The 23,836-nt window shown below is 75.3% G+C and carries 12 protein-coding genes; 8 read left to right on the top strand and 4 right to left on the bottom strand.

Annotation, left to right across the window (positions count from 1 at the left end; genetic code table 11):
• From JOE63_RS20710 to JOE63_RS20690, 5 genes are all read left to right on the top strand, one after another.
• Nucleotides 1-1,998, top strand: a 1,998-nt coding sequence (locus JOE63_RS20710; protein ID WP_204543340.1) for an ABC transporter ATP-binding protein, incomplete at its 5' end; no start/stop codon positions are given.
• Nucleotides 1,995-2,747: an AfsR/SARP family transcriptional regulator gene (locus JOE63_RS20705; RefSeq protein WP_167551019.1), complete on the top strand. Its 753-nt coding sequence runs from the start codon at nucleotides 1,995-1,997 to the stop codon at nucleotides 2,745-2,747. The genes JOE63_RS20710 and JOE63_RS20705, both read left to right, overlap by 4 nt.
• Before the next feature lie 16 nt (nucleotides 2,748-2,763).
• Nucleotides 2,764-3,537, top strand: a complete 774-nt coding sequence (locus JOE63_RS20700) for an ABC transporter ATP-binding protein (protein ID WP_204543337.1) — start codon at nucleotides 2,764-2,766, stop codon at nucleotides 3,535-3,537.
• Nucleotides 3,534-4,043, top strand: coding sequence for a S26 family signal peptidase (locus JOE63_RS20695; RefSeq protein WP_204543335.1), 510 nt, complete (start codon nucleotides 3,534-3,536; stop codon nucleotides 4,041-4,043). The genes JOE63_RS20700 and JOE63_RS20695 overlap by 4 nt, the downstream gene beginning before the upstream one ends.
• Nucleotides 4,040-6,823 carry an FtsX-like permease family protein gene (locus tag JOE63_RS20690; protein ID WP_204543333.1) on the top strand — a complete coding sequence of 928 codons (2,784 nt, stop codon included), beginning with the start codon at nucleotides 4,040-4,042 and terminating at the stop codon, nucleotides 6,821-6,823. Before JOE63_RS20695 ends, JOE63_RS20690 begins: the two co-directional genes overlap by 4 nt.
• Nucleotides 6,824-6,925: 102 nt before the next feature.
• Here the strand turns inward: JOE63_RS20690 and JOE63_RS20685 are convergent, their stop codons facing one another.
• Together JOE63_RS20685 and JOE63_RS20680 are read right to left on the bottom strand one after the other, a co-directional pair.
• Nucleotides 6,926-7,093 carry a hypothetical protein gene (locus tag JOE63_RS20685; protein ID WP_204543332.1) on the bottom strand — a complete coding sequence of 56 codons (168 nt, stop codon included), beginning with the start codon at nucleotides 7,091-7,093 and terminating at the stop codon, nucleotides 6,926-6,928.
• 108 nt (nucleotides 7,094-7,201) lie between these two features.
• Nucleotides 7,202-8,425 carry a glycoside hydrolase family 3 N-terminal domain-containing protein gene (locus tag JOE63_RS20680; RefSeq protein ID WP_307840277.1) on the bottom strand — a complete coding sequence of 408 codons (1,224 nt, stop codon included), beginning with the start codon at nucleotides 8,423-8,425 and terminating at the stop codon, nucleotides 7,202-7,204.
• Between the two features lie 147 nt (nucleotides 8,426-8,572).
• Between JOE63_RS20680 and JOE63_RS20675 the strand changes: the two genes are divergently transcribed.
• The gene (locus JOE63_RS20675; RefSeq protein WP_204543330.1) at nucleotides 8,573-12,136 is read left to right on the top strand and encodes a DUF5979 domain-containing protein; all 3,564 of its coding nucleotides are present in this window, start codon (nucleotides 8,573-8,575) and stop codon (nucleotides 12,134-12,136) included.
• Nucleotides 12,137-12,345: 209 nt separating this feature from the next.
• Entirely contained in the window at nucleotides 12,346-21,783 is a 9,438-nt protein-coding gene (locus JOE63_RS20670; RefSeq protein WP_204543329.1) for a DUF5979 domain-containing protein, read from the top strand.
• Nucleotides 21,784-21,880: 97 nt separating this feature from the next.
• Here the strand turns inward: JOE63_RS20670 and JOE63_RS20665 are convergent, their stop codons facing one another.
• Entirely contained in the window at nucleotides 21,881-22,309 is a 429-nt protein-coding gene (locus JOE63_RS20665; RefSeq protein ID WP_087470190.1) for an SRPBCC family protein, read from the bottom strand.
• A gap of 89 nt (nucleotides 22,310-22,398) precedes the next feature.
• Between JOE63_RS20665 and JOE63_RS20660 the strand changes: the two genes are divergently transcribed.
• Nucleotides 22,399-23,289 carry a hypothetical protein gene (locus JOE63_RS20660; protein ID WP_204543328.1) on the top strand — a complete coding sequence of 297 codons (891 nt, stop codon included), beginning with the start codon at nucleotides 22,399-22,401 and terminating at the stop codon, nucleotides 23,287-23,289.
• Nucleotides 23,290-23,341: 52 nt separating this feature from the next.
• Here JOE63_RS20660 and JOE63_RS20655 read toward each other — a convergent pair whose 3' ends face one another.
• Nucleotides 23,342-23,836, bottom strand: coding sequence for a nucleoside deaminase (locus tag JOE63_RS20655; RefSeq protein ID WP_204543327.1), 495 nt, complete (start codon nucleotides 23,834-23,836; stop codon nucleotides 23,342-23,344).

Genomic DNA, 23,836 nt, shown 5'->3' with positions numbered 1-23,836 from the left:
GGCCGGGGGCGTCCTCGCCGACGTCGCGGCGCCGGTCGCGGTGGTGCGCTGATGGGCGCCGGGCCGGGTCGCTGGCGCGCGCTCGGCGTTGCGGTCCGGCTCTACCACCGCGCCGCCCCGGGCACCGTCGCGGCGCGGGCCGCGACGATCGCGGCCGCGGGCCTCGTCCCGGTCGCCGCCGCCTGGCTGACGAAGGAGCTCGTCGACGGGGTCGGGGCCGGGCTGACGACGCGCTCGGTCGTGCTCCTCGCCGTCGGTCTCGCCGTGACCGGCGCGCTCGGGGCGGTGCTCGCGCACGTCGCGAGATACCTCGACCAGGAGATCGGGCGCCGTGTCGGGCTGCACATGCAGACGACGCTGTTCGGCGCGGTCGTGCGGCCGACGGGGATCGCGCAGCTCGAGGACCCCGGGTACCACGACCGCCTGCAGCTCGCCCGGCTCGCGGGCGAGTCCGGACCGCTGCTGCTGACGGCGGCGCTCGTCACCGTGGTCCAGTCGCTCGTCACGGCCTCGGCGTTCGTCGTGTCCCTCGTGGTGCTGTCGCCCGTCGCGGCGGTCCTCGTCCTGGCCTCGGCGGTGCCCGCGCTCGTGGCGCAGCTGCGCCTCGGCCGGCTCCGCAGCTCGACGACGGCGCTCACCAGCCCGCGGTCGCGGCGCCGCCTGTTCTACGTGACGCTCCTGACGGACCTGCGCGCGGCCAAGGAGATCCGGCTCTTCGGCCTGGGCGAGCACTTCCGCCGCCGGATGCTCGACGAGGTCGGGTCGGTGCACGACGCCGAGCGGCGCGTCGACCGCGTCACGGTGCGGACCGAGACGTTGCTCGCCCTGGTCACGGCGGTCGTCTCCGGCGCGGTCCTGGTCCACGCGGTGGTCCGGATCTCGCGCGGCGCGGGCAGCGTGGGCGACCTCGCCCTGCTGGTCGCGGCGCTCGGCGCGGTCCAGGCCTCCGTCGCGGCGGTCGTCGGCCAGCTCGCGGTGGCCGACGAGGCACTCGTCCTCGTCGCCCGGTACACGGAGGTCGTCGAGGGCGCGCCGGTCGTCGCCGCCGTGCCCGGGCCCGTCGCCGACGCTGTCGCCGACGTGCCCGCGGCGGCGGAGCCCGCCGGACCAGGCACGATCCGGCTGGAGGACGTCTGGTTCCGCTACGGCGACGACGCGCCGTGGGTGCTGCGGGCCCTCGACCTGGAGATCCCGGCGGGCGCGTGCGTCGCGCTGGTCGGGGCGAACGGCGCCGGCAAGTCGACCGTGGTCAAGCTCCTGTGCCGCCTGTACGAGCCGACGCGCGGCCGGATCACGTGGGACGGCGTCGACGTCGCGACGCTCGACCCGGCGGTACTGCGCGCCCGCGTCGCGACGGTCTTCCAGGACTTCGTCTGCTACGAGCTGACCGCGCGCGAGAACGTCGCGCTCGGCGACCTCGACCGCGCCGCGCGGCCGGGCGCGGTCGAGGGAGCCGCCGCGACGGCCGGGGTGGGCGACGTGCTCGCCGCGCTGCCGCGCGGCTACGACACGATGCTGACGCGCGCGTTCGCGGGGCTGCCGACGCGGACAGGCACCGCGGCCCCCGACAGGACCGGGACCGGCAGGGCTCGCACCGGCGGGGCCGGGGCCGACGTGCTCGACGACGCCGGGGCCGCGGGGGTGGTCCTGTCCGGCGGACAGTGGCAGCGCGTCGCCGTCGCCCGGGCGCTCCTGCGGGAGGACGCGCGGCTGCTCGTGCTCGACGAGCCGTCGTCGGGCCTGGACCCGCGCGCCGAGGCGGACCTGCACGCGACGCTGCGCACGGTCGGCCGCGGCAGGTCGCGGCTGCTCGTCGCGCACCGGCTGAGCACCGTGCGCGACGCGGACCGGATCGTCGTCCTGGAGCGGGGCGCCGTGCTGGAGAGCGGCACCCACGACGCGCTCATGGCGCACGACGGCGAGTACGCCGCGCTGTTCCGGTCCCAGGCGGAGGGCTACCGCGAGCACGTCGCCGCGACGGCGGGGGAGGCGTCGTGAGCCTGACCGTCGACGTCCTCGGCCCCCTGCGGGCCCGGGTCGGGGACCAGGACGTCCAGCTCGGCGGACCGGGTCGGCGCGCGCTGCTGGCCGCGCTCGTGCTCGGCAAGGGCCGCGTGGTGCAGGTGAGCGCGCTCGTCGACGCCCTCTGGGGCGACGACCCGCCGCCGAGCGCCGTGACGAAGATCCACGGGCACGTGTCGGGGCTGCGCAAGGCGCTCGCCGCGGCGGGGCACCCCGACCCGACCGCGGCGCTGGTGACGGCGGCGCCCGGCTACCTGCTGCGGCTGGAGCCCGCAGCGACGGACCTGGGGCGGTTCGAGGCGGACGTCGTCGCGGCGCAGGCCGCACGCCGCGCCGAGGACCCCGACGCCGCCGAGTCACACCTCGCCGACGCGCTCGAGCGGTGGCGCGGCCCGGCGCTGGCCGACGTGCCGGCCCCCGCGCTGCGCGCGGTGGCCGAGGGTCTCGACGACCGGCGGCTGCGCGTCCTGGAGGACCACGCGGAGCTGTGGCTCGCGCTCGGCCGGTCGCGGGACGTGCTCGACGAGGTGGGCCCGCTGCTCGTCGCCCACCCGTTCCGCGACCGGCTCAACGAGCTGTTCATGGTCGCGCTGATCCGCACGGACCGGCCGTCGGAGGCCATCGCCACGTACCGCCGCTGCCGCGAGGTCTACGGCCGCGAGCTCGGCATCGAACCAGGGTCCCGGCTGCGCCGCATCGCGGCGTCGCTCGGCTACCCGTCGTAGGAGGAGACCGACCAGCATGTCGACCGAACGCACGACCACGCGCGCGCACCGCGCAGACCGCACGGCCCCGACGGGCGGCCCGGCCCGCCCGTCGGAGGCGGCGGACCCGGCCCGCGGCGCCCACGTCCGCCTCGCGCAGGTGGTCCGGTCCTTCCCGCTCGGGCAGCGCGAGCGGCTCGTCGCGGTCGACCACGTCGACCTCGACCTCGAGCCGGGCAGCCTGACCGCCCTCACGGGGCCGTCCGGGTCGGGCAAGTCGACGCTCCTGCACCTCGTGGGGGCCATCGAGCGCGCGGACTCCGGCTCGGTCCGGGTCGACGAGGAGGAGCTCGTCGGCGCGCCGCGGGGCCGGCTCGCCCGGTACCGGCGGCGCGTCGGGTTCGTGTTCCAGCGGTTCCACCTCCTCCCGGCGCTGAGCGTCCTCGACAACGTGCTCGTACCGCTGCTCCCGGACCGCGCGGCGCGCTCCGCGGCGGTCGACCGCGCGCGGGACCTGATCGACGCCGTCGGCCTCGCGGGGCGCGAGCACGCGCTGCCGGGGACGCTCTCGGGCGGGCAGCAGCAGAGGGTGGCGATCGCCCGGGCGCTGGTCGTCCGGCCGCGGCTCCTGGTCGCCGACGAGCCGACGGGCAACCTCGACTCGCGCACGGGCCGCGCGGTCCTCGACCTGCTGCTCGGCCTGCGCGAGCAGCACCCCATGACGGTCGTGCTGTCGACGCACGACCCGGCCCTCGCCCGCGAGTGCGGGCGCACCGTGCAGCTCCTCGACGGCCGGGTGGTGGCCTCGTGACCCGCTCGGACGCGGTGCGCCGTCGCGGCGCCCGGCGCGCGGCCGTCCTCGCGCTCGCGACGCTCGCGGTCCTGGTGCCCGTCGTGGCGCGCCGCCGCCTGCTCGTGGTGACCGTCTCCGGCGCGAGCATGGAGCCGGCCTACGGCGCGGGGACGCGCGTCCTGGTCGCGCGGGGTCCGCGCGCCCGGCCCGGGGACGTCGTCGTGCTCGACGGCGCACGGGTCGCCCCCGCCCCGGACGGCCTCCCGCCGGGGGCCCGCGACGCTCGCGGCCTCGTGCTGAAGCGCGTCGCCGCGGGCGCCGGGGACCCGGTGCCCGCGGAGGTCGTCGACGCCGTCGGGGGGCAGGAGCACGACCGCGTCCCGCCCGGCCGGCTCGTCGTCCTCGGGGACGCGCCGGAGGCGAGCGTCGACTCGCGCCGCTGGGGCTACGTGCCGGCGGACGCGGTGGTCGGCCGTGTCGCCGCCGTGCTCGCGGCGGGTCCGGGCACGGGGGTCGCGCGATGATCTCGCTCGTGGTGTCCCAGCTCCGGCACGGGCTGGGCCGTGCGGTCGCGACGGTGCTGGCGGTCGCGGTCGCCGTCGCGAGCTTCGCGCTCCTCTCCTCCACGGCGGCGGTCTCGCGCCTCGCCGCGTCGGGCACGGTCGAGGCGAACGCCCGACCGCTGTACGACGTCCTCGTCCGTCCGGCGGGCACGCCCGGCCCGGCGGACGGCCTGGTCCGGGCCGACGACGTCGCGTCGGCGAGCGGCGGGATCTCGCTCGCGCAGTGGGACGCGGTCCGCGCCGTCCCCGGCGTCGAGGTCGCGGCCCCGCTCGCGACCGTCGGTTACGTCATGCAGCACGTGGCCGTGCCCGTCGACCTGACGTCGGCGGTCGACCCGGGGGCGGAGCGCCAGGTCCTGCGCGTGCGCCCGACCGTCGTCTCCGACCGCGGCACGACGCACGTCCCTGACGGCGACACCTACCTCTACGCGACCGAGCACCCGCTCGAGCTGGTCCCGGGGGAGCCCTGGGAGGACGGGGTCGTGTACGAGGCCGGCGAGCTTCCCGCCCCGGTACGCCTCGTGGAGCACGACCCCGACGGCGCGACGGAGGACTGCGTGTGGGGTGCGGCCCGGGACGACCAGGACGTCGACCGGTTCGCGCCGCGCGACCGGGAGTCCTTCGCGTGCTGGTCGTCGGCGGGGTCGGTCGCCGCGGCGCCCGAGGCTCCGACGGCCTGGGTCGGCGTGACCGTCCCGCTGCTCGTCGTCGCGGTCGACCCGGCGCAGGAGGCCGCGCTCGACGGGCTCGACGGCGCGGTCGTGGACGGGCGGTACCTCGGTGCCGGTGCCGGTGCCGACGCCGACCCGGCGGCGCCCGGCGAGCTGCCCGTCCTCGCGGCGACGAGCACGGCGCTCGACCAGACCGTGACGCTCGACGTCGAGCGGCTGCCCGCCGACGCTGCGACGACCGTCGCGTCGTCGCGGACCGTGGGCGCGGCGCTCGACCTGCTCGGGGACGTCCCGGGGACCGTCGTCGACCGGGTCGAGATCGACCCGCAGGACGTGCACGACCGGCTGCTCGCCGCCCTCGCGTCGCCGCCCGGCGCGGGCGAGCCGCCCTGGCTCCGCGCGCCGACGACGATCGTCGGGCCCGACGCGACGACCGTGGTCGACGCGGTCCGCGTCGTCGGCCCGGCGACCAGCGGGCCGGTCGACGTCGCCGGGGACGAGTGGGCCGGAGCGTTCCGCGACGACCCCGGGCACGACCCCGTCCCCGTCACGTCTGCGGACCTTCCGTCGCGCCCCGTCGCCCGGTACACCCCGCAGGACCGCGGGCTGGGACTCACCCTGCGGGCCGTGGGCGCGTTCGACCCGGCGCTCGTCGAGTCCGGCCCGGAGCTCGCGACCCTCCCGTTCGAGCCGACCGCGCCCGCGGGCGTGGACGGCGCTGACGACGCGAGCCGGGCCGCTCTCGGCGACCGGCCGCTGCTGCCCGGCCCGGCCGTGAGCGGCTGGACGGGGCAGCGCCCCGCGCTCGTCACGTCGCTCGACGCCGCGGCGTCCCTCGCGGGCTACACGCGGGCCGGCGAGCCGCTCCCCGTCGGCTCCGCCGCCCCGCTCGCGTCGCTGCGCGTGCGCGTCGAGGGGGACGTGGGGCTCGACGCGCGGTCCCAGGAGCGCGTGCGCGCCGTCGCCGACCGCATCCACGCCGCGACCGGCCTCCGCGTCGACCTCCTGGTCGGGTCGTCCACGACGCACGTCCCCGCTGCCGTGCCCGCGGGAGCGTTCGGCCGGCCGGACCTCGTCGTCGCCGACCCCTGGCTCCAGGAGGGCGTCGCGACCGCGATCGTCACCGCCGTCGACACCAAGAGCCTCGCCCTGGCCGTCCTCGTCCTCGTCGCGTGCGGGCTCGCGGTCGGGAACGCGACGAGCTCGGCGGTGCGCGTGCGCTCGACGGAGCTCGCGGTGCTGGCGTGCGTCGGGTGGCCGCGCCACCGGCTCTTCGGCCTCGTGCTCCTGGAGTCGCTCGTCACCTGCGGCGTCGCGGGCGTGCTCGGCGCGGCCGTCGCCGTGGTCGGCGCGCCCGTGCTCGGGGTCACCCTCGTGCCGTCGTCCGTGCTGCTGGCCGTGCCCGCGGCGGTCGCGCTCGGTGCCGTGTCCGCGCTCGTGCCCGCGTGGCGCGCGGCGCGGGCCGACCCCGGCTCGGCCACGCGCGCACCCGTCGCGCACGTCGGCCGGGCGTGGTCGCCGCGCCGCGTCGGGACCCTGGCGGTGCTCGGCGTGGCGCGGGCCCCCGGCCGGACGCTCGTCGGCGCGCTCGCGCTGGCGCTCGGCGTCGGCGCGGTCGGGGTCCTCGTCGCGGTGTCCGTCGCGTTCCGGGGCGCCGTCACCGGGACCGTGCTGGGCGACGCCGTGACCGTCCAGGTGCGCGCCGCGGACTACGTCGCGGCCGGCCTCGTCGCGCTCCTCGGCGCGGTGACCGTCGCCGACGTGCTGTACGTCGCGGTCCGCGAGCGCGCCGCCGAGCTCGCGCTCCTGGAGGCTGTGGGGTGGGGCTCGCGCAGCGTCGCCCGGCTCGTGCTCACCGAGGCCGCGGTCGTGGGGGCGGTCGGCTCGCTCGTCGGGGCCGGGGCGGCGCTCGCGGTCGCGGGCCTGCTCGCCGACGACGTCCCGGCCGCGGTCGTCGTCGCCGCGGCGGGCGCCGCCGTGGGTGGGGTCCTCCTGGCGCTGCTCGCGGCGTGGTGGCCCGTGCGGGTCGTGCGACGCCTGCCCGTCGCGCGTCTGCTCGCGGCCGAGTGAGACCGGGAACGGCCCGCCAGCACGACTGCCCCGGACCGTGACGGTCCGGGGCAGCGGGAGCCGTCCGCGTGCGGGGACGGCGCAGGGCGTGACGCTCCTGGGTCAGATCCAGTAGCAGTACGTCGTGTTGATGGGCACGACGCGGCAGCACTCCTCGATGCGGCCGCCCGAGAAGTAGTTGTGCCAGCAGTAGTAGTCCTTGGCCTCGGCCTTCGCCGTCGGGAGCAGGGCGCCCAGGAGCCGGTCTCCGAGCGTGTGCAGTCGCGTCATCGCGTGTCCTTCCAGGGGTCGACGTGCAGCGCGGACGACGGGGTGTCGCCGTGCGGCCCGAGCGTCGCGCGGTGTCCTGACGGTCCGCTGACGGTCCGCTACCGGCGCTCAGCCCAGCCGCTGCTTCGCCGCGAGGACCCGCACGACGGCGGCGTCCACCTTCGCCGCGAACGCCGGGTCGGTCGTCGCGCGCTCGACGACGGCCGCCACCATGGGCTGCACGACGCCCGGGTCGGCGGACGCGAGCACCATGTCGCCGCCCGCGTCGATCGTCAGGACGGCGCGGTCGGCGGGCGACCACGCCTGCACCTGCTGCGCCGCAGACACGTCGTCCGTGATGACGACGCCGTCGTACCCCAGGTCGCCGCGCAGCATCCCGTCGACGACGACGGGCGAGAACGCCGCGGGCAGCGAGCCGTCGATCTGCGCGTAGACGGCGGTGGACGTCATGACGAACGCGGCGCCCGCCTCGATCCCCGACGCGAAGACCGCGACGGACGGGTCGTCGCGCGTCGTCACGTCGTCCGTGACGCCCGCGTCGGTGTCCGTGTTCTCGGTGACGCGGCCCAGCCCCGGGAAGTGCTTGATCGTCACGTCGACCCCGGACGCCTCCATGCCGGCGCTGAACGCGTTCGCGTGGGTCGTCACCAAGTCCGGCGTGAAGCCGTAGTTCCGCTGGAAGTACCCGATCGGCGGGTTCTGCGCCGCCGTCCCCTCGGGCACGAGGTCCATCACCGGCGCGAGGTTGAGGTTCACCCCGGCCGCCGCGAGCTCGCCGCCCCACGTCGTCGCGTCGGCCTGCAGCGTCGCCGGGTCGAGCGCCGCCTGGTCCGTGGCCGTGGGGATCTGCGAGAACCCGGGCCCGCGCAGCACCTGGACGTACCCGCCCTCCTGGTCGGTCGCGACGAACAGCGGCGTGCCGTTGGTCGTGTCCGCCGAGACGAGCGCCGTGAAGCCCGCGACGAGGTCCGCCGTCGGGCCGGTGCCCGCCTGCGAGCGCCCGGCGAGGAACACGTTGCCGACGTGGAGCTGCGACACCGCGTCGTAGCTCACCTGCTGCGGGTCGCTCACGTCGACGCCGACCATGAAGAGCTGCCCGACCTTCTGCTCGAGCGTCCACCCGGCCAGCGGGTCCTCGGGCGGGGTGGACGGCGTCGGGGGAGGGCCCGACGGCGACGGGTCGGGGGAGGCGGTCGGCGCGCCCGAGGGCGACGGGGCCGGGGCGGGGCCCGGGCGGGTGAGGTACCACGCGACCGCCGAGACGGCGGCGAGCGTGGTGACGACGGCGACGACGATCCAGGTGGTCCGGGCACGGGTGGTCAAGGGCGGCACCTCCAGCGGCCACCGTAGCCCGGCGTCGCTCGACGGGCGGAACCCGGAGCGGCGCGACATGATGCCCGCACGGACAGCCGCGTCCCGGGGCGACGGTGCCTCGGGACCCGCGCGCCGCAGACGACGTCTCCGATCCTGGAGCACGGCATGACCCACCGCTCGCCCGCCCGTCCCGTCGCCCTCGACCGTGCTCGCCGGGGCACCGCCGCGCTCGTCGCCGCCGCGCTCGCGCTCGCGGGCGCGGTCGCCCTGGTGGCCGGCCCGCAGGCGCGGCCCGCCGCGGCGGCGATCGGGTTCTGCCCCGACCCCGACGACTTCCCGAACGTCGGACCCGTGCCGGTCCCGGGGTTCACCGACAACAACGTCGCGGTGTACGCGGGCGGGGACTACACCGCGACCGGGACCTCGGCCGAGACGGAGGGTGTGCTCGTCGTGCGCGGGGACGCGACGTTCGACACCCCCGGGAGCTTCAACGTGGGCACGGTCGGTGCCGGGTCGGGCATCGTGCCGGAGCCGGGGTCGCCCATGCTCCACGTCGGCGGCGTGATGAGCATCGCCTCCGGGACCAACGTCATCGTGGGTGCGAACCTCGACGGCGGCGGGGCGGTGCACGTCGGGGGCGACCTGGAGGACGTGGGCGGTCTCGACACCAACGGGGGTGCGGTCGAGACGAACATGGGCACGGACGCCGCGCTCGCCCCGTGGGCGGGGTTCCAGACCGTGATCGTCGACGAGTCGGCCGTGCTCGGCGCGGTCCCGGCGACCGGGACCGCGGCGCGGTCCGGCGGTCAGGTGCTGTTCACGAGCACCGACCCGGCGAGCACGGACCTCCAGGCGTTCACCATCGACGCGGCCGACCTCGACGGGGCCTCGGAGTACGCGTTCGTGGGGATCCCGGACGGCACCCCGATCGTCGTCAACGTCGTCGGGGACGCGCCCGTGACCGTGACGGTGAACGACGTGAGGATCAACGGCGTGCGGGTCGACGACCCCGCGAACATCGGCAACGCCGCGGCGCGCCTGATGTGGAACTTCACCGGCTCGGGCGACGTCGCGGTGAACGGTGCCGGTCAGTGGGTCGGCTCGATCCTCGCTCCGTCCGCGGACCAGGTGACGCTCACGGCGAGCACCAACGGGCGCGTCTACGCGGGCAACGACCTCACGACGTCGGGCAGCGGCAACGAGCAGCACAACTACCCCTGGATCGGCCCGGGGCCGTTCAGCTGCATCCCGTCGGCGAGCTTCGTCGTCCAGAAGACCGTGACGGGCGGGGCCGCCGCCGACGTGCCCGCCGACACGACGTTCGAGGTCGAGTACACCTACGAGGAGCCGGGCGGGACGACCGGCGGCGACACGCTCGTCGTGCCGATCAGCGGTGCGCTCGTCAGCGGACCGACGCTCCCCGTCGGCACCGTCGTGACGATCACCGAGACCAACCTGCCCACGGTGCCGGGCGTCGAGTGGGGCACGCCCGTCATCCAGGTGAACGGGGAGCCGCTCGGCGACCCCGCCCAGTTCACGATCCAGGAGAACCAGACCGTCACGGTGACGGTCGTGAACACGGCCAACGGCGGCACCGTCCCGGTGGTGGGCGGGTTCTCGGTGGCCAAGGCGGTGACGGGCGACGCCGCGGGCCTCGTCCCCGACGACACCGCGTTCCTCGTCGACTGGGAGGCCACGCTCCCGGAGGGGGCCACGTACGACGGCGACCTGTCCGGCACGCTGACGGTGCTCGCGGACGGGACCGTCGTGGACGGCCCGTCCGACCTGCCCGTCGGCACGACCGTCACGCTCACGGAGCAGACGCCGCTGCCGGAGATCGAGGGCGTGGTGTGGGGTGACCCCGTGCTCAGCCCGGCGTCGCCGATCACGATCGTCGAGGGCGCGACCGGGGTGGCGGTCACGGTGACCAACGTCGCGGACGCCGTGGTCGGGGGCTTCACCGTCCAGAAGTCGCTCGAGGGCGGCGCGGCGGACGTCGTCCCGTCCGAGACCGCGTTCCTCGTCGACTGGACCGCGACCGTCCCCGCGGGTGTCGAGTACGACGGCGACACGTCGGGCACGCTGACCGTCCTCGCCGACGGGACCGTGGCGGACGGCCCGTCCGACCTGCCGATCGGCACGACCGTGACGCTCGTCGAGCAGCCGCTGCCCGACGTCGACGGCGTCGTCTGGGGCCTGCCCACGCTCGAGCCCGCGTCCCCGATCACGATCGTCGAGGGGCCGACGAGCGTCGCGGTGACGGTGACGAACACGGCGAACGTGCCCGCGGAGATCGGCGGGTTCGCGGTGCAGAAGTCGGTGACGGGCGACGCGTCCGGGGCCGTGCCGCCGGACGCCGCGTTCGTCGTCGCCTGGGAGGCCGTGGTTCCGCCCGACTCCGGCTACGAGGGCCCGACCTCCGGGACGGTGACCGTGCTCGCGGACGGGACCGTGGTGGACGGCCCGCAGGACCTGCCCGAGGGCACGGTCGTGACGTTCACGGAGCAGACCATGCCCGACGTCCCCGGTGTCGACTGGGGGCAGCCCACCGTCTCGCCCGGCACCGTGACCATCGGTGAGGGGGACGCCGTCGCGGGCGTCGTCGTGACGAACACGGCGACCGCGCAGGTCGGCGGGTTCTCGCTCGCCAAGACGGTCGAGGGCGACCTCGCCGGGAGCGTGCCGCCCGGGACGGCGTTCGAGGTCGAGTGGTCCGCGACCCTGCCCGCGGGCTTCACGTACGACGGCCCGCTCACGGGGACGCTGACCGTGCTCGCGGACGGCACCGTGGTCGACGGCCCGCAGGACCTCCCGGTCGGGACGGTCGTGACGTTCACCGAGATCAACCTGCCGGAGGTCGACGGCGTCGTCTGGGGCGCCCCCACGTTCGCCCCGGAGACCGTGACGGTCGGCAACGAGGAGAACACCCTCGTCACGCTGACCAACACCACGCAGGACGTGGTCGAGGTCGGCGGGTTCTCCGTCGCCAAGGAGGTGACCGGCGACCGCGCGGACCTCGTGCCCGCCGGAACCGAGTTCACCGTCGCGTACTCGTACGAGCTCGACGGCACCCTCGTCGGCGGCTACCTCCAGGTCCCGGCCGACGGGACGGTCGTCGCAGGCCCGCAGAACCTCCCCGTCGGCACGGTCGTCACGTTCACGGAGGCGGACCTGCCCGAGGTCCCTGGCGTCGCGTGGGGCGTCCCGACGTTCAGCCCGCCGACGGTCGTCGTCGGCGACGGGCAGAACACGCTGGTCACCGCGACCAACACGGCGAACCAGGCGCTCGGCGGGTTCTCCGTGGTCAAGCGGGTGACCGGCGAGGCGTCCGACGCCGTCCCCGCGACCACGGAGTTCGTCGTGGGCTACGCGTACGACGGCCCGGACGGCACCGTCACCGGGTCGCTCACCGTCCGCGCCGACGGGGTCGCCGTCGACGGCCCGCAGGACCTGCCCGTGGGGACCGTGGTCCGGCTCACCGAGACCGACGTACCCGAGATCGGCGGGGTCGACTGGGGCACGCCGACCTTCACGGTCGACGGGACGGCGGTCTCGGAGGTGACGGTCGGCGACGGCACGGTGGTCGTGACGCTCACCAACACCGCGGAGGACGAGGAGCTCGCGATCACCGGCACCGACGCGGTGCTCGTGACCGTCCTCGCCCTCGCGTTCCTCGGGGCCGGCAGCGCGCTCCTGCTGTTCCGCGCCCGCCGTCGCCGCCTCGCCTGACGGGCACCGACCCGACGGCCGGCACCCGCGCGGGTGCCGGCCGTCGGGCGGACGAGGGCGGATCGGCGCGACGAACGGGACGAACGCCCCCGCGCGGAGACGAGCATCACACCGCAGACTGCGTCATGGGGGAGCGCGCACGACATCTCAGAAGGCGAGGACGGTGCCCGTGGACCGGGCGGCGTCACCCGCCGGACCAGGAGCCATGCATGTCCCGAGGTACCCGCCCCCGAACGTTCGACCCGCTGCGCCGCGCCGTCGCCGCCGTCACCGCAGCGACCCTCGCGCTCGCCGGGGCGGTCGTGCTCGTCACCGGGCCCCAGGCCGCACCCTCGTTCGCCGCCGTCGGGCAGTGCCCGGACCCGGGCCAGTTCCCGGGCATCGGGAACCTGCCGCCGGTCTTCACCGACAACAACGTCGCCGTCTACGCCGGGGGGAACTTCCTCGCTACCGGCTCGGCGTCCGAGGCCGAGGGCGTGCTGGTCGTCGGAGGAGACGCGACGTTCAACCGGACGCTCAGCGGGAGCTCGTTCAACGTCGGCACGGTCGGGGCGGGGTCGCAGATCGCCCCGGACCCCGGCACCGTCATGCTCCACGTGGGCGGCACGCTCGACGTCGTCGCACCGACGAACGTCATCGTGGGGGCGGGCTACTCGGGCCAGGGCGGCGGCGACGTCCAGGTCGGCGCAGCCAAGACCGGTGCGGGGACGGTCGACATGAACGGCGGGGAGCTGCGGCCGGGCCTCGGCGCGGAGAACGCGCTCGCGCCGTTCGGCGACTTCGGGGACCAGGTCTCGCAGGCTTCGACGGCGTTCGCCGGCCTGACGGGGACGCCCGTCGCCGTCGCCGGAAACTCTGCGACCTTCGACGGCTCGACGAGCAGCGCGCTGCACGTCTTCACGGTGGACGCCGCGGTGCTCAACGGCGTGAACGAGCTCAACTTCAACGGCTTCACCGACGGCGCGCCGATCGTCATCAACGTGGTGGGCGGCCCCGTCGACTTCCAGCCCAACTACTTCGCCGCGAACAACGTCCGGTTCGACGACTTCGCGAGCCCGGACTTCGGCAACTGGGCCTCGCGGATCATGTGGAACTTCGTCGACGCCGACGCGGTCCAGCTCGGCCCCGCGGGAGCGTCGCAGTTCATGGGGTCGGTCATGGCGCCGACGGCGGACGTTCAGCTCTACAACCACATGAACGGGCGGGTGTACGTCGGCGGCGACCTCACGTTCGGGGGCGAGGGATCGCAGAGCGGGCTGGAGATCCACAACTACCCGTGGATCGGGCCGGGGCCGTTCAACTGCGTCCCGACCTCGAGCTTCGTCGTGCAGAAGACGGTGACGGGCGCCGCCGCGGCGGACGTCCCGGCCGGGACGGTGTTCACGGTCCACTACTCCTACGTCACGCCGGAACCGGACAGCGAGACCGGCGAGGGCGACCTCGAGGTCCCGCTCAACGGCAACCTCGTCGCAGGCCCGGACCTCCCCGTCGGGACCGTCGTGACGGTCTCGGAGCCGACCTTGCCGAGCGTCCCCGGCGTGTCGTGGGGGTCGCCGGTGTTCCGCGTCAACGGTGACGTGGTGAGCGACCCCACCTCGTTCACCGTCGTCGACGGCTCGATGATGACCGTGTCGGTCGTCAACACGGCGAACGCCGGCGGACCGGTCGGCGGGTTCTCGGTGCAGAAGGCGGCGCTCCAGGGCAACGCGGCGGGCGCCGTCGACCCCGCGACGGAGTACCAGGTCGAGTGGACGGCGACGCTCCCGGAGGGAACGACCTACGACGGCGACCTGTCGGGCACGCTCACCGTGCTCGCGGACGGCGCGGTCGTCGACGGTCCGCAGGACCTCCCGGTCGGCACGACCGTGACGTTCGCGGAGGTCACGCCCGACCCGGTCGACGGCGTCGTCTGGGCGACGCCCGTCGTCGAGCCCTCGACCGTGACGGTCGGGGACGGCCAGAACACGCTCGTCACGGTGACGAACACCGCGACCTCGCAGGTCGGCGGCTTCACGGTCGTGAAGATCGTGGACGGCAACGCCACGGGGCTCGTCCCGGGTGACACGGCGTTCACGGTGACGTGGACCGCTGACATCCCCGACGGCGTCGTCTACGGCGGCGAGACCACGGGACAGGCGGTGATCCTCGCGGACGGCACCCCGTACGCCGGTCCCGTCGACCTCCCCGTCGGGACGGTCGTCACGTTCACGGAGGTCGCGCCGCCGGTGATCGACGGCGTCGTGTGGGGCACGCCGTCCATCAGCCCGGCCGAGCTCACGGTGGGTCAGGGGCAGCCGGCGATCGTCCAGGTGACGAACACCGCGAGCACCGTGAACGGCGGGTTCACGGTGCACAAGGAGCTCCTCGGCAACGCGTCGGGCGCGGTCCCGGGCGACACGGCGTTCCTCGTCGACTGGGCGGCGACGCTGCCGACCGGGGTCACCTACGGTGGCCCGCTCGCGGGGACCGTGACGGTCCTCGCCGACGGGACGGTCGTCGACGGCCCGCAGGACCTCCCGGTCGGCACGGTGGTGACGTTCGCCGAGCAGACGCCGTTCCCCGAGGTCGACGGCGTCCAGTGGGGCGACCCGATCATCTCGCCCGAGTCTCTCGTCGTGAGCGAGAACGGCGGCCAGCCTGCCGCGGTGACGGTCACGAACGTCGCGACGTCGGTCGACGGCGGGTTCACGCTCCAGAAGGCGCTCGCGGGGAACGCGTCCGGCGCCGTGCCGGACGACACCGAGTTCCTCGTGGACTGGTCGGCGGTGCTGCCGACGGGCGTCACGTACGACGGCGCCCTCTCAGGCACGCTCACGGTGCTCGCGGACGGGACCGTCGTCGACGGACCGCAGAACCTGCCGGTGGGCACCGTTGTCACGCTCACGGAGCAGACCCCCCTGCCGGTGGTGTCGAACGTCGTCTGGGGCGACCCGTCGTTCGACCCGGGCGCGCAGGTGACCATCACCGAGAACGGTGGTGAGGCGGTCGGGATCACCGTGACGAACACGGCGACCAGTACCGTGGGCGGCTTCGCGGTCGCCAAGGACGTCGTCGGCGACGCCGCGGGCCTCGTGCCGGGGAGCACGCCGTTCTCGGTGACGTGGGTCGCGACGCTCCCCGCGGGGGTCACCTACGACGGGTCTCTCACGGGGACGCTGACCGTCCTCGCGGACGGGACCGTCGTGGACGGACCGCAGGACCTCCCGGTCGGGACGACCGTGACGTTCTCCGAGTCGACGTTCCCGACGATCCCGAACGTCGTGTGGGGCGACCCGTCGTTCGACCCCGCCACGCTCACGGTCACCGAGACCGGGGACACCCCGGCGCTCGTGACGGTGACCAACACGGCGTCGAGCGTCGTCGGCGGATTCACGCTGCAGAAGGACGTCCAGGGGAACGCGGCCGGGATCGTGCCTGACATCACCACGTTCACGGTCGCCTGGACCGCGGTCCTGCCGCCGGACGTCGCCTACGACGGCCCGCTCACCGGCACGCTGACGGTCCGGGCCGACGGGACGGTCGTGGACGGCCCGGCGGACCTCCCGGTGGGCACCGTGGTGACGTTCGCCGAGCAGACCCCGCTGCCCGAGGTCGGTGACGTCGTGTGGGGCCCGCCGTCGTTCACCCCGGCCCAGCTCACGGTCACCGAGAACGACGGCGAGCCCGTCGCGGTCACGGTGACGAACACCGCGAACTCGGTCGTCGGGTCGTTCGGTGTCGCGAAGGCGCTCGCGGGTAACGCGCAGGGAATCGTGCCGGACGACACCGCGTTCCTCGTGGACTGGAGCGCCGACATCCCTGACGGCGTCGACTACGACGGCGACACGTCCGGCACGCTCACCGTCCTCGCCGACGGCACGGTCGTCGACGGCCCGACCGACCTGCCGGTCGGGACGGTCGTGACCCTGAGCGAGCAGACCCCGCTCCCGGAGGTCGACGGCGTCGTGTGGGGCACGCCGTCGTACGACCCCGGCACCACGGTCACCATCACCGAGAACGCCGGCGCGCCCGTCGTCGTGACGCTGACGAACACGGCGACCACGGTGGACGGCGGCTTCTCGGTCGCCAAGGCGCTGACCGGGAACGCGGCCGGGCTGGTGCCCGGCGACACCGCGTTCCTCGTGGACTGGTCCGCGGTGCTGCCCGACGGCGTCACGTACGCGGGCCCGCTGACCGGGACGGTGACCGTGCTCGCGAGCGGGGCCGTCGTCGCCGGCCCGCAGGACCTCCCGGTGGGCACCACGGTGACGTTCACCGAGCGCACCCCGCTGCCGTCGGTCGACGGCGTGGTCTGGGGCGTGCCGTCCTTCGCTCCCGCGTCGACGCTCGTCGTCGTGGAGAACGGGGGCGACCCCGTCACGGTGACGGTCACCAACATGGCCACGACGGTGAACGGCGGGTTCACGGTGGCCAAGGCCGTGACCGGGAACGCCGCCGGCCTCGTGCCGGACGACACCGAGTTCGTCGTGGGCTGGAGCGCGGCTCTCCCCGAGGGCGTGACGTACCCCGGTCCGCTGACCGGCACCCTCACGGTCCTTGCGGACGGGACGGTCGTGGACGGCCCGGCGGACCTGCCGGTGGGCACGGTCGTGACGTTCACGGAACAGACCCCGCTGCCCGACGTGCCGGACGTCGTCTGGGGCACCCCGGCGTTCGCGCCGGGGGCCGAGGTGACGATCGTCGAGGGCGCGACGGGGGTCGAGCTCACCGTCACGAACACGGCGACGAGCGTCGTCGGCGGGTTCACGCTGGCGAAGGATGTCCAGGGGGACGCGGCCGGGATCGTGCCGGACGGCACGGAGTTCCTGGTCGACTGGACGGCGGTGCTGCCGGACGGCGTGACCTACGACGGCGACCTGTCCGGCACGCTGACGGTGCTCGCGGACGGGACGGTCGTGGACGGTCCGGCGGACCTGCCGGTCGGCACGGTCGTCACGTTCGCCGAGCAGACGCCGCCGCCCGAGGTGCCGAACGTGGTGTGGGGCACCCCGACGTACGCGCCGGGCACCGAGCTGACGATCACCGAGAACGGTGGAGCACCCGTCGCGGTGACGGTGACGAACACGGCGACGAGCGTCGTCGGCGGGTTCACGGTCCACAAGGCGCTCGCGGGGAACGCCGCCGGGGCGGTGCCGTCGGGCACGGAGTTCCTGGTCGACTGGACGGCGGTGCTGCCGGACGGCGTGACCTACGACGGCGACCTGTCCGGGACGCTGACGGTGCTCGCGGACGGGACCGTCGTGGACGGCCCGGCGGACCTGCCGGTCGGGACGGTCGTGACGTTCGCGGAGCAGACGCCGCTGCCCGAGGTGCCGAACGTGGTCTGGGGGACCCCGGCGTACACGCCCGGTGCCCAGGTGACGATCGTCGAGGGCGCGACGGGCGTCGAGCTCGCCGTGACGAACACGGCGACGAGCGTCGTCGGCGGCTTCACGCTGCAGAAGGACGTGACCGGGAACGCCGCCGGCCTCGTGCCGGGCGACACCGCGTTCTCCGTGACCTGGGTGGCGACCCTCCCTGCGGGCGTGACGTACGACGGGTTCCTCACCGGGACGCTGACGATCCTGGCCGACGGGACCGTCGTGGACGGCCCGCAGGACCTGCCGGTGGGCACCACGGTGACGTTCACCGAGGCGACGCCTCCCGCGGTCGACGGCGTCACGTGGGGCGCGGTGTCCGTGGACCCCGCGGCGCTGACGGTCGCCGAGAACGGTGGGGCGCCGTCCGCGGTGACCGTGACGAACACCGCGAACGCGGTGACCGGGTCGTTCGGGGTGGCCAAGGCGCTCGCGGGGAACGCGGCCGGCGTGGTGCCGGACGACACGGCGTTCCTCGTCGACTGGACCGCGACGATCCCGGCCGGGGTCGACTACGACGGCGACACGTCCGGCACGCTGAGCGTGCTCGCGGACGGCACCGTCGCGGACGGTCCGGCGGACCTGCCGGTCGGCACGGTCGTGACGTTCGCCGAGCAGACGCCGCTCCCCGAGATCGCGGACGTGGTCTGGGGCACCCCGGAGCTCTCGCCGGAGTCGGTGACGATCGCCGAGGGCGACGAGCCGGTCGTGGTGACGGTGACGAACACGGCGACGAGCGTCGTCGGCGGGTTCTCGCTGGCGAAGGACGTCCAGGGCGACGCGGCCGGGATCGTGCCGGACGGCACCGAGTTCCTGGTCGACTGGACGGCGACCCTGCCCGCTGGCGTGACCTACGACGGCGACCTGTCCGGCACGCTGACGGTGCTCGCGGACGGGACCGTCGTGGACGGCCCGCAGGACCTCCCCGTCGGGACGGTCGTGACGTTCGCCGAGCAGACGCCGCTCCCCGACGTCCCGGACGTCGTCTGGGGCACGCCGTCGTTCGCTCCCGGGACCGAGCTGACCGTCACGGAGAACGACGGGCAGCCCGTCGCCGTGACGGTGACCAACACGGCCACGAGCATCGTGGGCGGGTTCGCCGTGCAGAAGGCGCTCGCGGGCGACGCGGCGGGGGTCGTGCCGGGCGGGACGGAGTTCCTGGTCGACTGGACCGCGGTGCTGCCCGAGGGCGTCACGTACGACGGCGACCTGTCCGGCACGCTGACGGTGCTCGCGGACGGGACCGTCGTGGACGGCCCGCAGGACCTCCCCGTCGGGACGGTCGTGACGTTCGCCGAGCAGACGCCGCTGCCCGAGGTCCCGAACGTCGTGTGGGGCGACCCGGTCGTCTCCCCGGAGTCGGTGACCATCACGGAGACGGGCGAGACGCCGACCCTCGTGACGGTGACGAACACCGCGACGAGCGTGGTCGGCGGGTTCGCCGTGGCCAAGGCCCTGGCCGGGAACGCGGCGGGGGTCGTGCCGGACGGCACGGAGTTCCTCGTCGACTGGACGGCGACCCTGCCCGACGGCGTCACGTACGACGGCGACCTGTCCGGGACCCTCACGGTGCTCGCGGACGGGACCGTCGTGGACGGCCCGCAGGACCTGCCGGTGGGGGCGGTCGTGACGTTCGCCGAGCAGACGCCGCTGCCCGACGTGCCGGACGTCGTGTGGGGTACCCCGGAGATCGCGCCGGAGTCCGTGACGATCACGGAGACCGGGGACACCCCCACCGAGGTCACCGTGACGAACACGGCGACGAGCGTCGTCGGCGGCTTCACGCTGCAGAAGTCCGTCATCGGCGACGCCGCGGGGATCGTGCCGGACGGCACGGAGTTCTCCGTGACCTGGGTCGCGACCCTCCCGCCGGACGTCACGTACGACGGGTTCCTCACCGGGACGCTGACGGTCCTCGCGGACGGCACGGTCGTGGACGGCCCGCAGGACCTGCCTGTCGGGACCACGGTGACCTTCACCGAGGCCACCCCACCGGCGGTCCCGGGCGTCACGTGGGGCGCCGTGTCCGTGGACCCGGCGCAGCTCACGGTCACGGAGAACGACGGCGAGCCCGTCGCGGTCACGGTGACGAACACCGCGAACGCGGTGACCGGGTCGTTCGGGGTGGCCAAGGCGCTCGCGGGGAACGCGGCCGGCGTGGTGCCGGACGACACGGCGTTCCTCGTCGACTGGTCGGCGACCCTGCCCGACGGCGTGACGTACCCCGGCCCGCTGACCGGCACCCTCACGGTGCTCGCGGACGGGACCGTCACCGACGGCCCGGCCGACCTGCCGGTCGGCACCGTCGTGACGTTCGCGGAGCAGACGCCGCTGCCCGACGTGCCGGACGTCGTGTGGGGCACGCCGGAGCTCTCGCCGGAGTCGGTGACGATCGCCGAGGGCGACGAGCCGGTCGTGGTGACCGTGACGAACACGGCGACGAGCGTCGTCGGCGGGTTCTCGGTGACCAAGGCGCTGGCCGGGAACGCGGCCGGGATCGTGCCGGACGGCACGGAGTTCCTGGTCGACTGGACCGCGACCCTGCCCGCTGGCGTGACCTACGACGGCGACCTGTCCGGCACGCTGACGGTCCTCGCGGACGGGACCGTCGTGGACGGTCCGGCGGACCTGCCGGTCGGGACGGTCGTCACGTTCGCCGAGCAGACGCCGCCCGACGTGGCGGACGTGGTCTGGGGCGACCCGGTCTTCTCCCCGGAGTCGGTGACGATCACGGAGACCGGGGACGCCCCCACCGAGGTCACCGTGACGAACACGGCGACGAGCGTCGTCGGCGGGTTCTCGCTGCAGAAGGCGCTGACCGGCGACTCGGCCGGGGTCGTCCCGAGCGACACGGCGTTCCTCGTGGACTGGTCCGCGGTCGTGCCCGAGGGCGTCACGTACGACGGCGACGTGTCCGGGACCCTCACGGTGCTCGCGGACGGGACCGTCGTGGACGGCCCGCAGGACCTGCCCGTGGGCACGGTCGTGACGTTCGCGGAGCAGACGCCGCTGCCGGAGGTCCCGGGCGTCGCGTGGGGCGAGCCGAGCCTCGACCCCGAGGGCGCGCTGACGATCACGGAGAACGACGGCGAGCCCGCGGCCGTGACGGTCGTCAACACTGCGGACACCGTCTTCGGCACGTTCACCGTCGCGAAGGCGCTCACGGGCGCAGCGGCCGGCGCCGTCCCGGAGGACACGGCGTTCACCGTGACGTGGTCGGCGACCCTGCCCGACGGCGTCACGTTCGACGGCCCGACGAGCGGCACGCTCACCGTCCTCGCGGACGGGGCGGTCGTCGACGGGCTCGCGCTGCCGTACGGGACGGCCGTCACGCTCGCCGAGCCGACGTTCCCCGACGTCCCCGGGATCGCGTGGGGCACGCCGACGTTCGACCCGGCCACGGTCGTGGTCGGGGACGCCGACGCCCCGGTCGCCGTCACGGTGACGAACACGGCGGTCGCGCGGGCCGGCGGGTTCACCGTGCACAAGGAGGTCGGCGGCGACGCCACGAGCCTCGTCCCGGCCGACACCGCGTTCCAGGTCGACTGGACCGCCGTGCTCCCGGCCGGGGTCGAGTACGACGGCGCCATGGAGGGCACGCTCACCGTCCTCGCCGACGGCACCGTGGTCGCCGGGCCGCAGGACCTGCCCGTGGGGACCGAGGTGACGTTCACCGAGCGCACCCCGCTGCCGGAGGTCCGGGGCGTCCTGTGGGGCGAGCCGATGTTCGCGGTGGACGGCGCGGCCGTCGACCCGGCGACCCTCACGGTCGTCGCGGACACCGCGGTCGCGGTCACCCTGACCAACACCGCGAACGACGCACACCTCGTCGGCGGGTTCGCCGTGCACAAGGTCGTCACCGGGAACGCGGCGGGCCGGGTGCCCGACGACACCACGTTCACGGTCACCTGGACCGCGGACGTCCCGGGCGGGACGCTCGACGACGGCCCGACGTCGGGGCGCCTCACGGTCCGCGCCGACGGCACGGTCGTCACGGGCCCCGCGGACCTCCCCGAGGGGACCGTCGTAACACTCGGCGAGGTCGACCTGCCGAGCATCGACGGCGTCCGGTGGGGCACGCCGGCCTTCACGGTCGACGGTGAGCGCACCGCCGAGCTGACCGTCGCCGTCGGCGAGCTGGCGGACGTGACGCTCACCAACACGGCGAGCACGACCGGGGGCCTCGCCGTGACCGGCGCGACCACGGGCGGGCTCGTCGGCCTGGGCGCACTGCTCGTCCTCGGCGGGGCCGCGCTGCTCGCCGTGACCAGGCGCCGCCGGACCGCCTGACGAGCGGGACGTCGCCCACCGCACGACGCGCGACGGGCCGGTCACCCCGCGGGGTGACCGGCCCGTCGTCGCACCGCTCGCGCGAGGATGACCGACCTCAGTCGTGGCCCGCGAGCGTCGCGAGCGCCTTGGTCCACAGCGCGTGCGCGCGCTCCGCGCGCTCGGCCGTCTCGATGTTGCGCTCGACGACGCGCACGCGCGTCCCGGAGTCGTCCGGCTCGAGGACGATCGCGATGTCGTGGTAGTTCTCGGGGACGTCGGGCAGGCCCATCGTCGGCGAGAAGTGCGTGAAGTGCAGCAGCCGCGGGCGCTCGACCGCGACGACGGTGCCCCAGTCCGCGAACTCGCGGCCCATGTAGTGCCCCTCGAACGTGACGGGGCTGCCGGGCCGGAAGTCGGTCTCGACGTTCATGCCGAGCATCCAGCGGGCGCTCGGGTGCAGCAGCTCGGCCCAGACGACCTGCGGCGGCCGCGCGACGTGGATCTCGGCGGTCGTGCTGTGCTCGGTCAGGGTCGGGTCGGTCATGGGTACCTCCGGGGCTCGGGGGCGGGGGCCCGCTTCTGGGGCGACGGTAGACCCTCCGGGCGACACCGGCAGCCGGTAGGTTCGGGCGCGTGACCCGACTGGTGCTCGTCCACGGCCGCGACAACCAGGGCCTCGACGCCGACGTCCTCGACCGCACGTGGACCGTGGTGCTGGACGCAGGGCTGCGCGCGGCGGGATCGAGCCGCGTGCTGCACGACGCCGACACGTCGTTCGTCTTCTACGGCGACACCCTCGCGGGGCTCGTCGCGGGCGACGCGGAGCCGCCGCCGGTGACGGTGCACGCGCTCGCGGCCCTGCCCGGCGACGAGCTCGCGTTCGTCGCGGCCGTCGTCGAGGAGGTGCTGCGGGGCGCGGGGGCGGGCGTCCCGGCCCGCCCCGAGGGCGCCGGTGCCGGTGCGGGGGAGTGGCTGAACCTGCTGCTGTCCGCGCTCGACCGGTACGTGCCCGGCCTGAGCAGCGGCGTCGTCGTGCTGCTCGCGCGCGACGTGTGGGCGTACCTGCACGACGACGCCGTGCGCAGGACGATCGACGACGCGCTCGCCGCCGCGATCCCGACGGACGGCCCGGCCGTCGTGGTCGCGCACTCGCTCGGCTCGGTCGTCGCGTACTCGGTGCTGCGCGAGCACCCCGACGCCGCGCGGTGGGACGTGCCGCTGCTGCTCACCCTGGGCTCCCCGCTCGCGATCCGGGCGATCCGCGACGTCCTCGCCGCGCGCGCCCCGCTGCGCGTGCCCGCGCCGGTGCGCCGCTGGGTCGCGGCGCGCGACCGCCGGGACGCGCTCGCGCTCCACGGCCTCGGGCCTGCGGCGTTCCCGCTCGACCCGCCGACGCCCGCGATCGAGGACCTCGTCGTCGCGAACGCGGCACCGGGGCACCACGCGGCGGCCGTGCTGCTCGCCGACGGCAGCCCGGCGGGCTACCTCGCGCTCCCGGAGGTCGCGGGCGCGCTGGACGGCTGACGCGACCTGTCCGCACCAGGTCGCGGCAGGGCGCGACGTCGTGCTGACAGGTTCACGACACGCCGTGGAGGCGCGCGTGCAGCGACCGGATCTCGGGGGCGAGCTCGTAGGCCGGGCCGCGCACGGGCACGCCCGGCGCGACGTCGCCGATCGCGAGCGGGAGCACGGGTCCGGGCGCCACGCCCCACTCGTCGAGCCAGCCGACGAGCTGCGTCGTGCCGGACGCGTAGACGATCGGGCCGAGCCCGACCCAGGCGTGCGCCGCGCTGCACATCGCGCAGTGCTCGCCCGACGTGTACACGACCGCGTCGCGCCGCTCGTCGGGCGTGAGGTGCTCCGCGGCCCAGCGGGCGATCTCGAGCTCCGGGTGCCGGGTCGCGTCGCCGTCCTTCACGCGGTTGCGGTCCTCGAACCGCACGACCCCGTCGCGGTCGACGAGCAGCGAGCCGAACGGCTCGTCGCCGTCGTCGAGCGCCTCGCGCGCGAGCTCGACGCAGCGGCGCAGGTGCACGAGGTCGTCCGGGGTGGGGAGGGTCTCGGGAGTCAT

It is taken from the genome of Cellulosimicrobium cellulans, assembly GCF_016907755.1.
Taxonomy (GTDB): domain Bacteria; phylum Actinomycetota; class Actinomycetes; order Actinomycetales; family Cellulomonadaceae; genus Cellulosimicrobium; species Cellulosimicrobium cellulans_D.
Note: the sequence above shows the minus strand (reverse complement) of the source record. Positions and strands in the feature narration are given on the sequence as shown.

Excerpts from the sequence above, each read along its gene's own strand:
- JOE63_RS20690 (WP_204543333.1), top strand. The coding sequence starts at position 4,040 with ATGATCTCGCTCGTGGTGTCCCAGCTCCGGCACGGGCTGGGCCGTGCG.
- JOE63_RS20700 (WP_204543337.1), top strand. The coding sequence starts at position 2,764 with ATGTCGACCGAACGCACGACCACGCGCGCGCACCGCGCAGACCGCACG.
- JOE63_RS20685 (WP_204543332.1), bottom strand. The coding sequence starts at position 7,093 with ATGACGCGACTGCACACGCTCGGAGACCGGCTCCTGGGCGCCCTGCTC.
- JOE63_RS20670 (WP_204543329.1), top strand. The coding sequence starts at position 12,346 with ATGTCCCGAGGTACCCGCCCCCGAACGTTCGACCCGCTGCGCCGCGCC.
- JOE63_RS20665 (WP_087470190.1), bottom strand. The coding sequence starts at position 22,309 with ATGACCGACCCGACCCTGACCGAGCACAGCACGACCGCCGAGATCCAC.
- JOE63_RS20675 (WP_204543330.1), top strand. The coding sequence starts at position 8,573 with ATGACCCACCGCTCGCCCGCCCGTCCCGTCGCCCTCGACCGTGCTCGC.
- JOE63_RS20655 (WP_204543327.1), bottom strand. The coding sequence starts at position 23,836 with ATGACTCCCGAGACCCTCCCCACCCCGGACGACCTCGTGCACCTGCGC.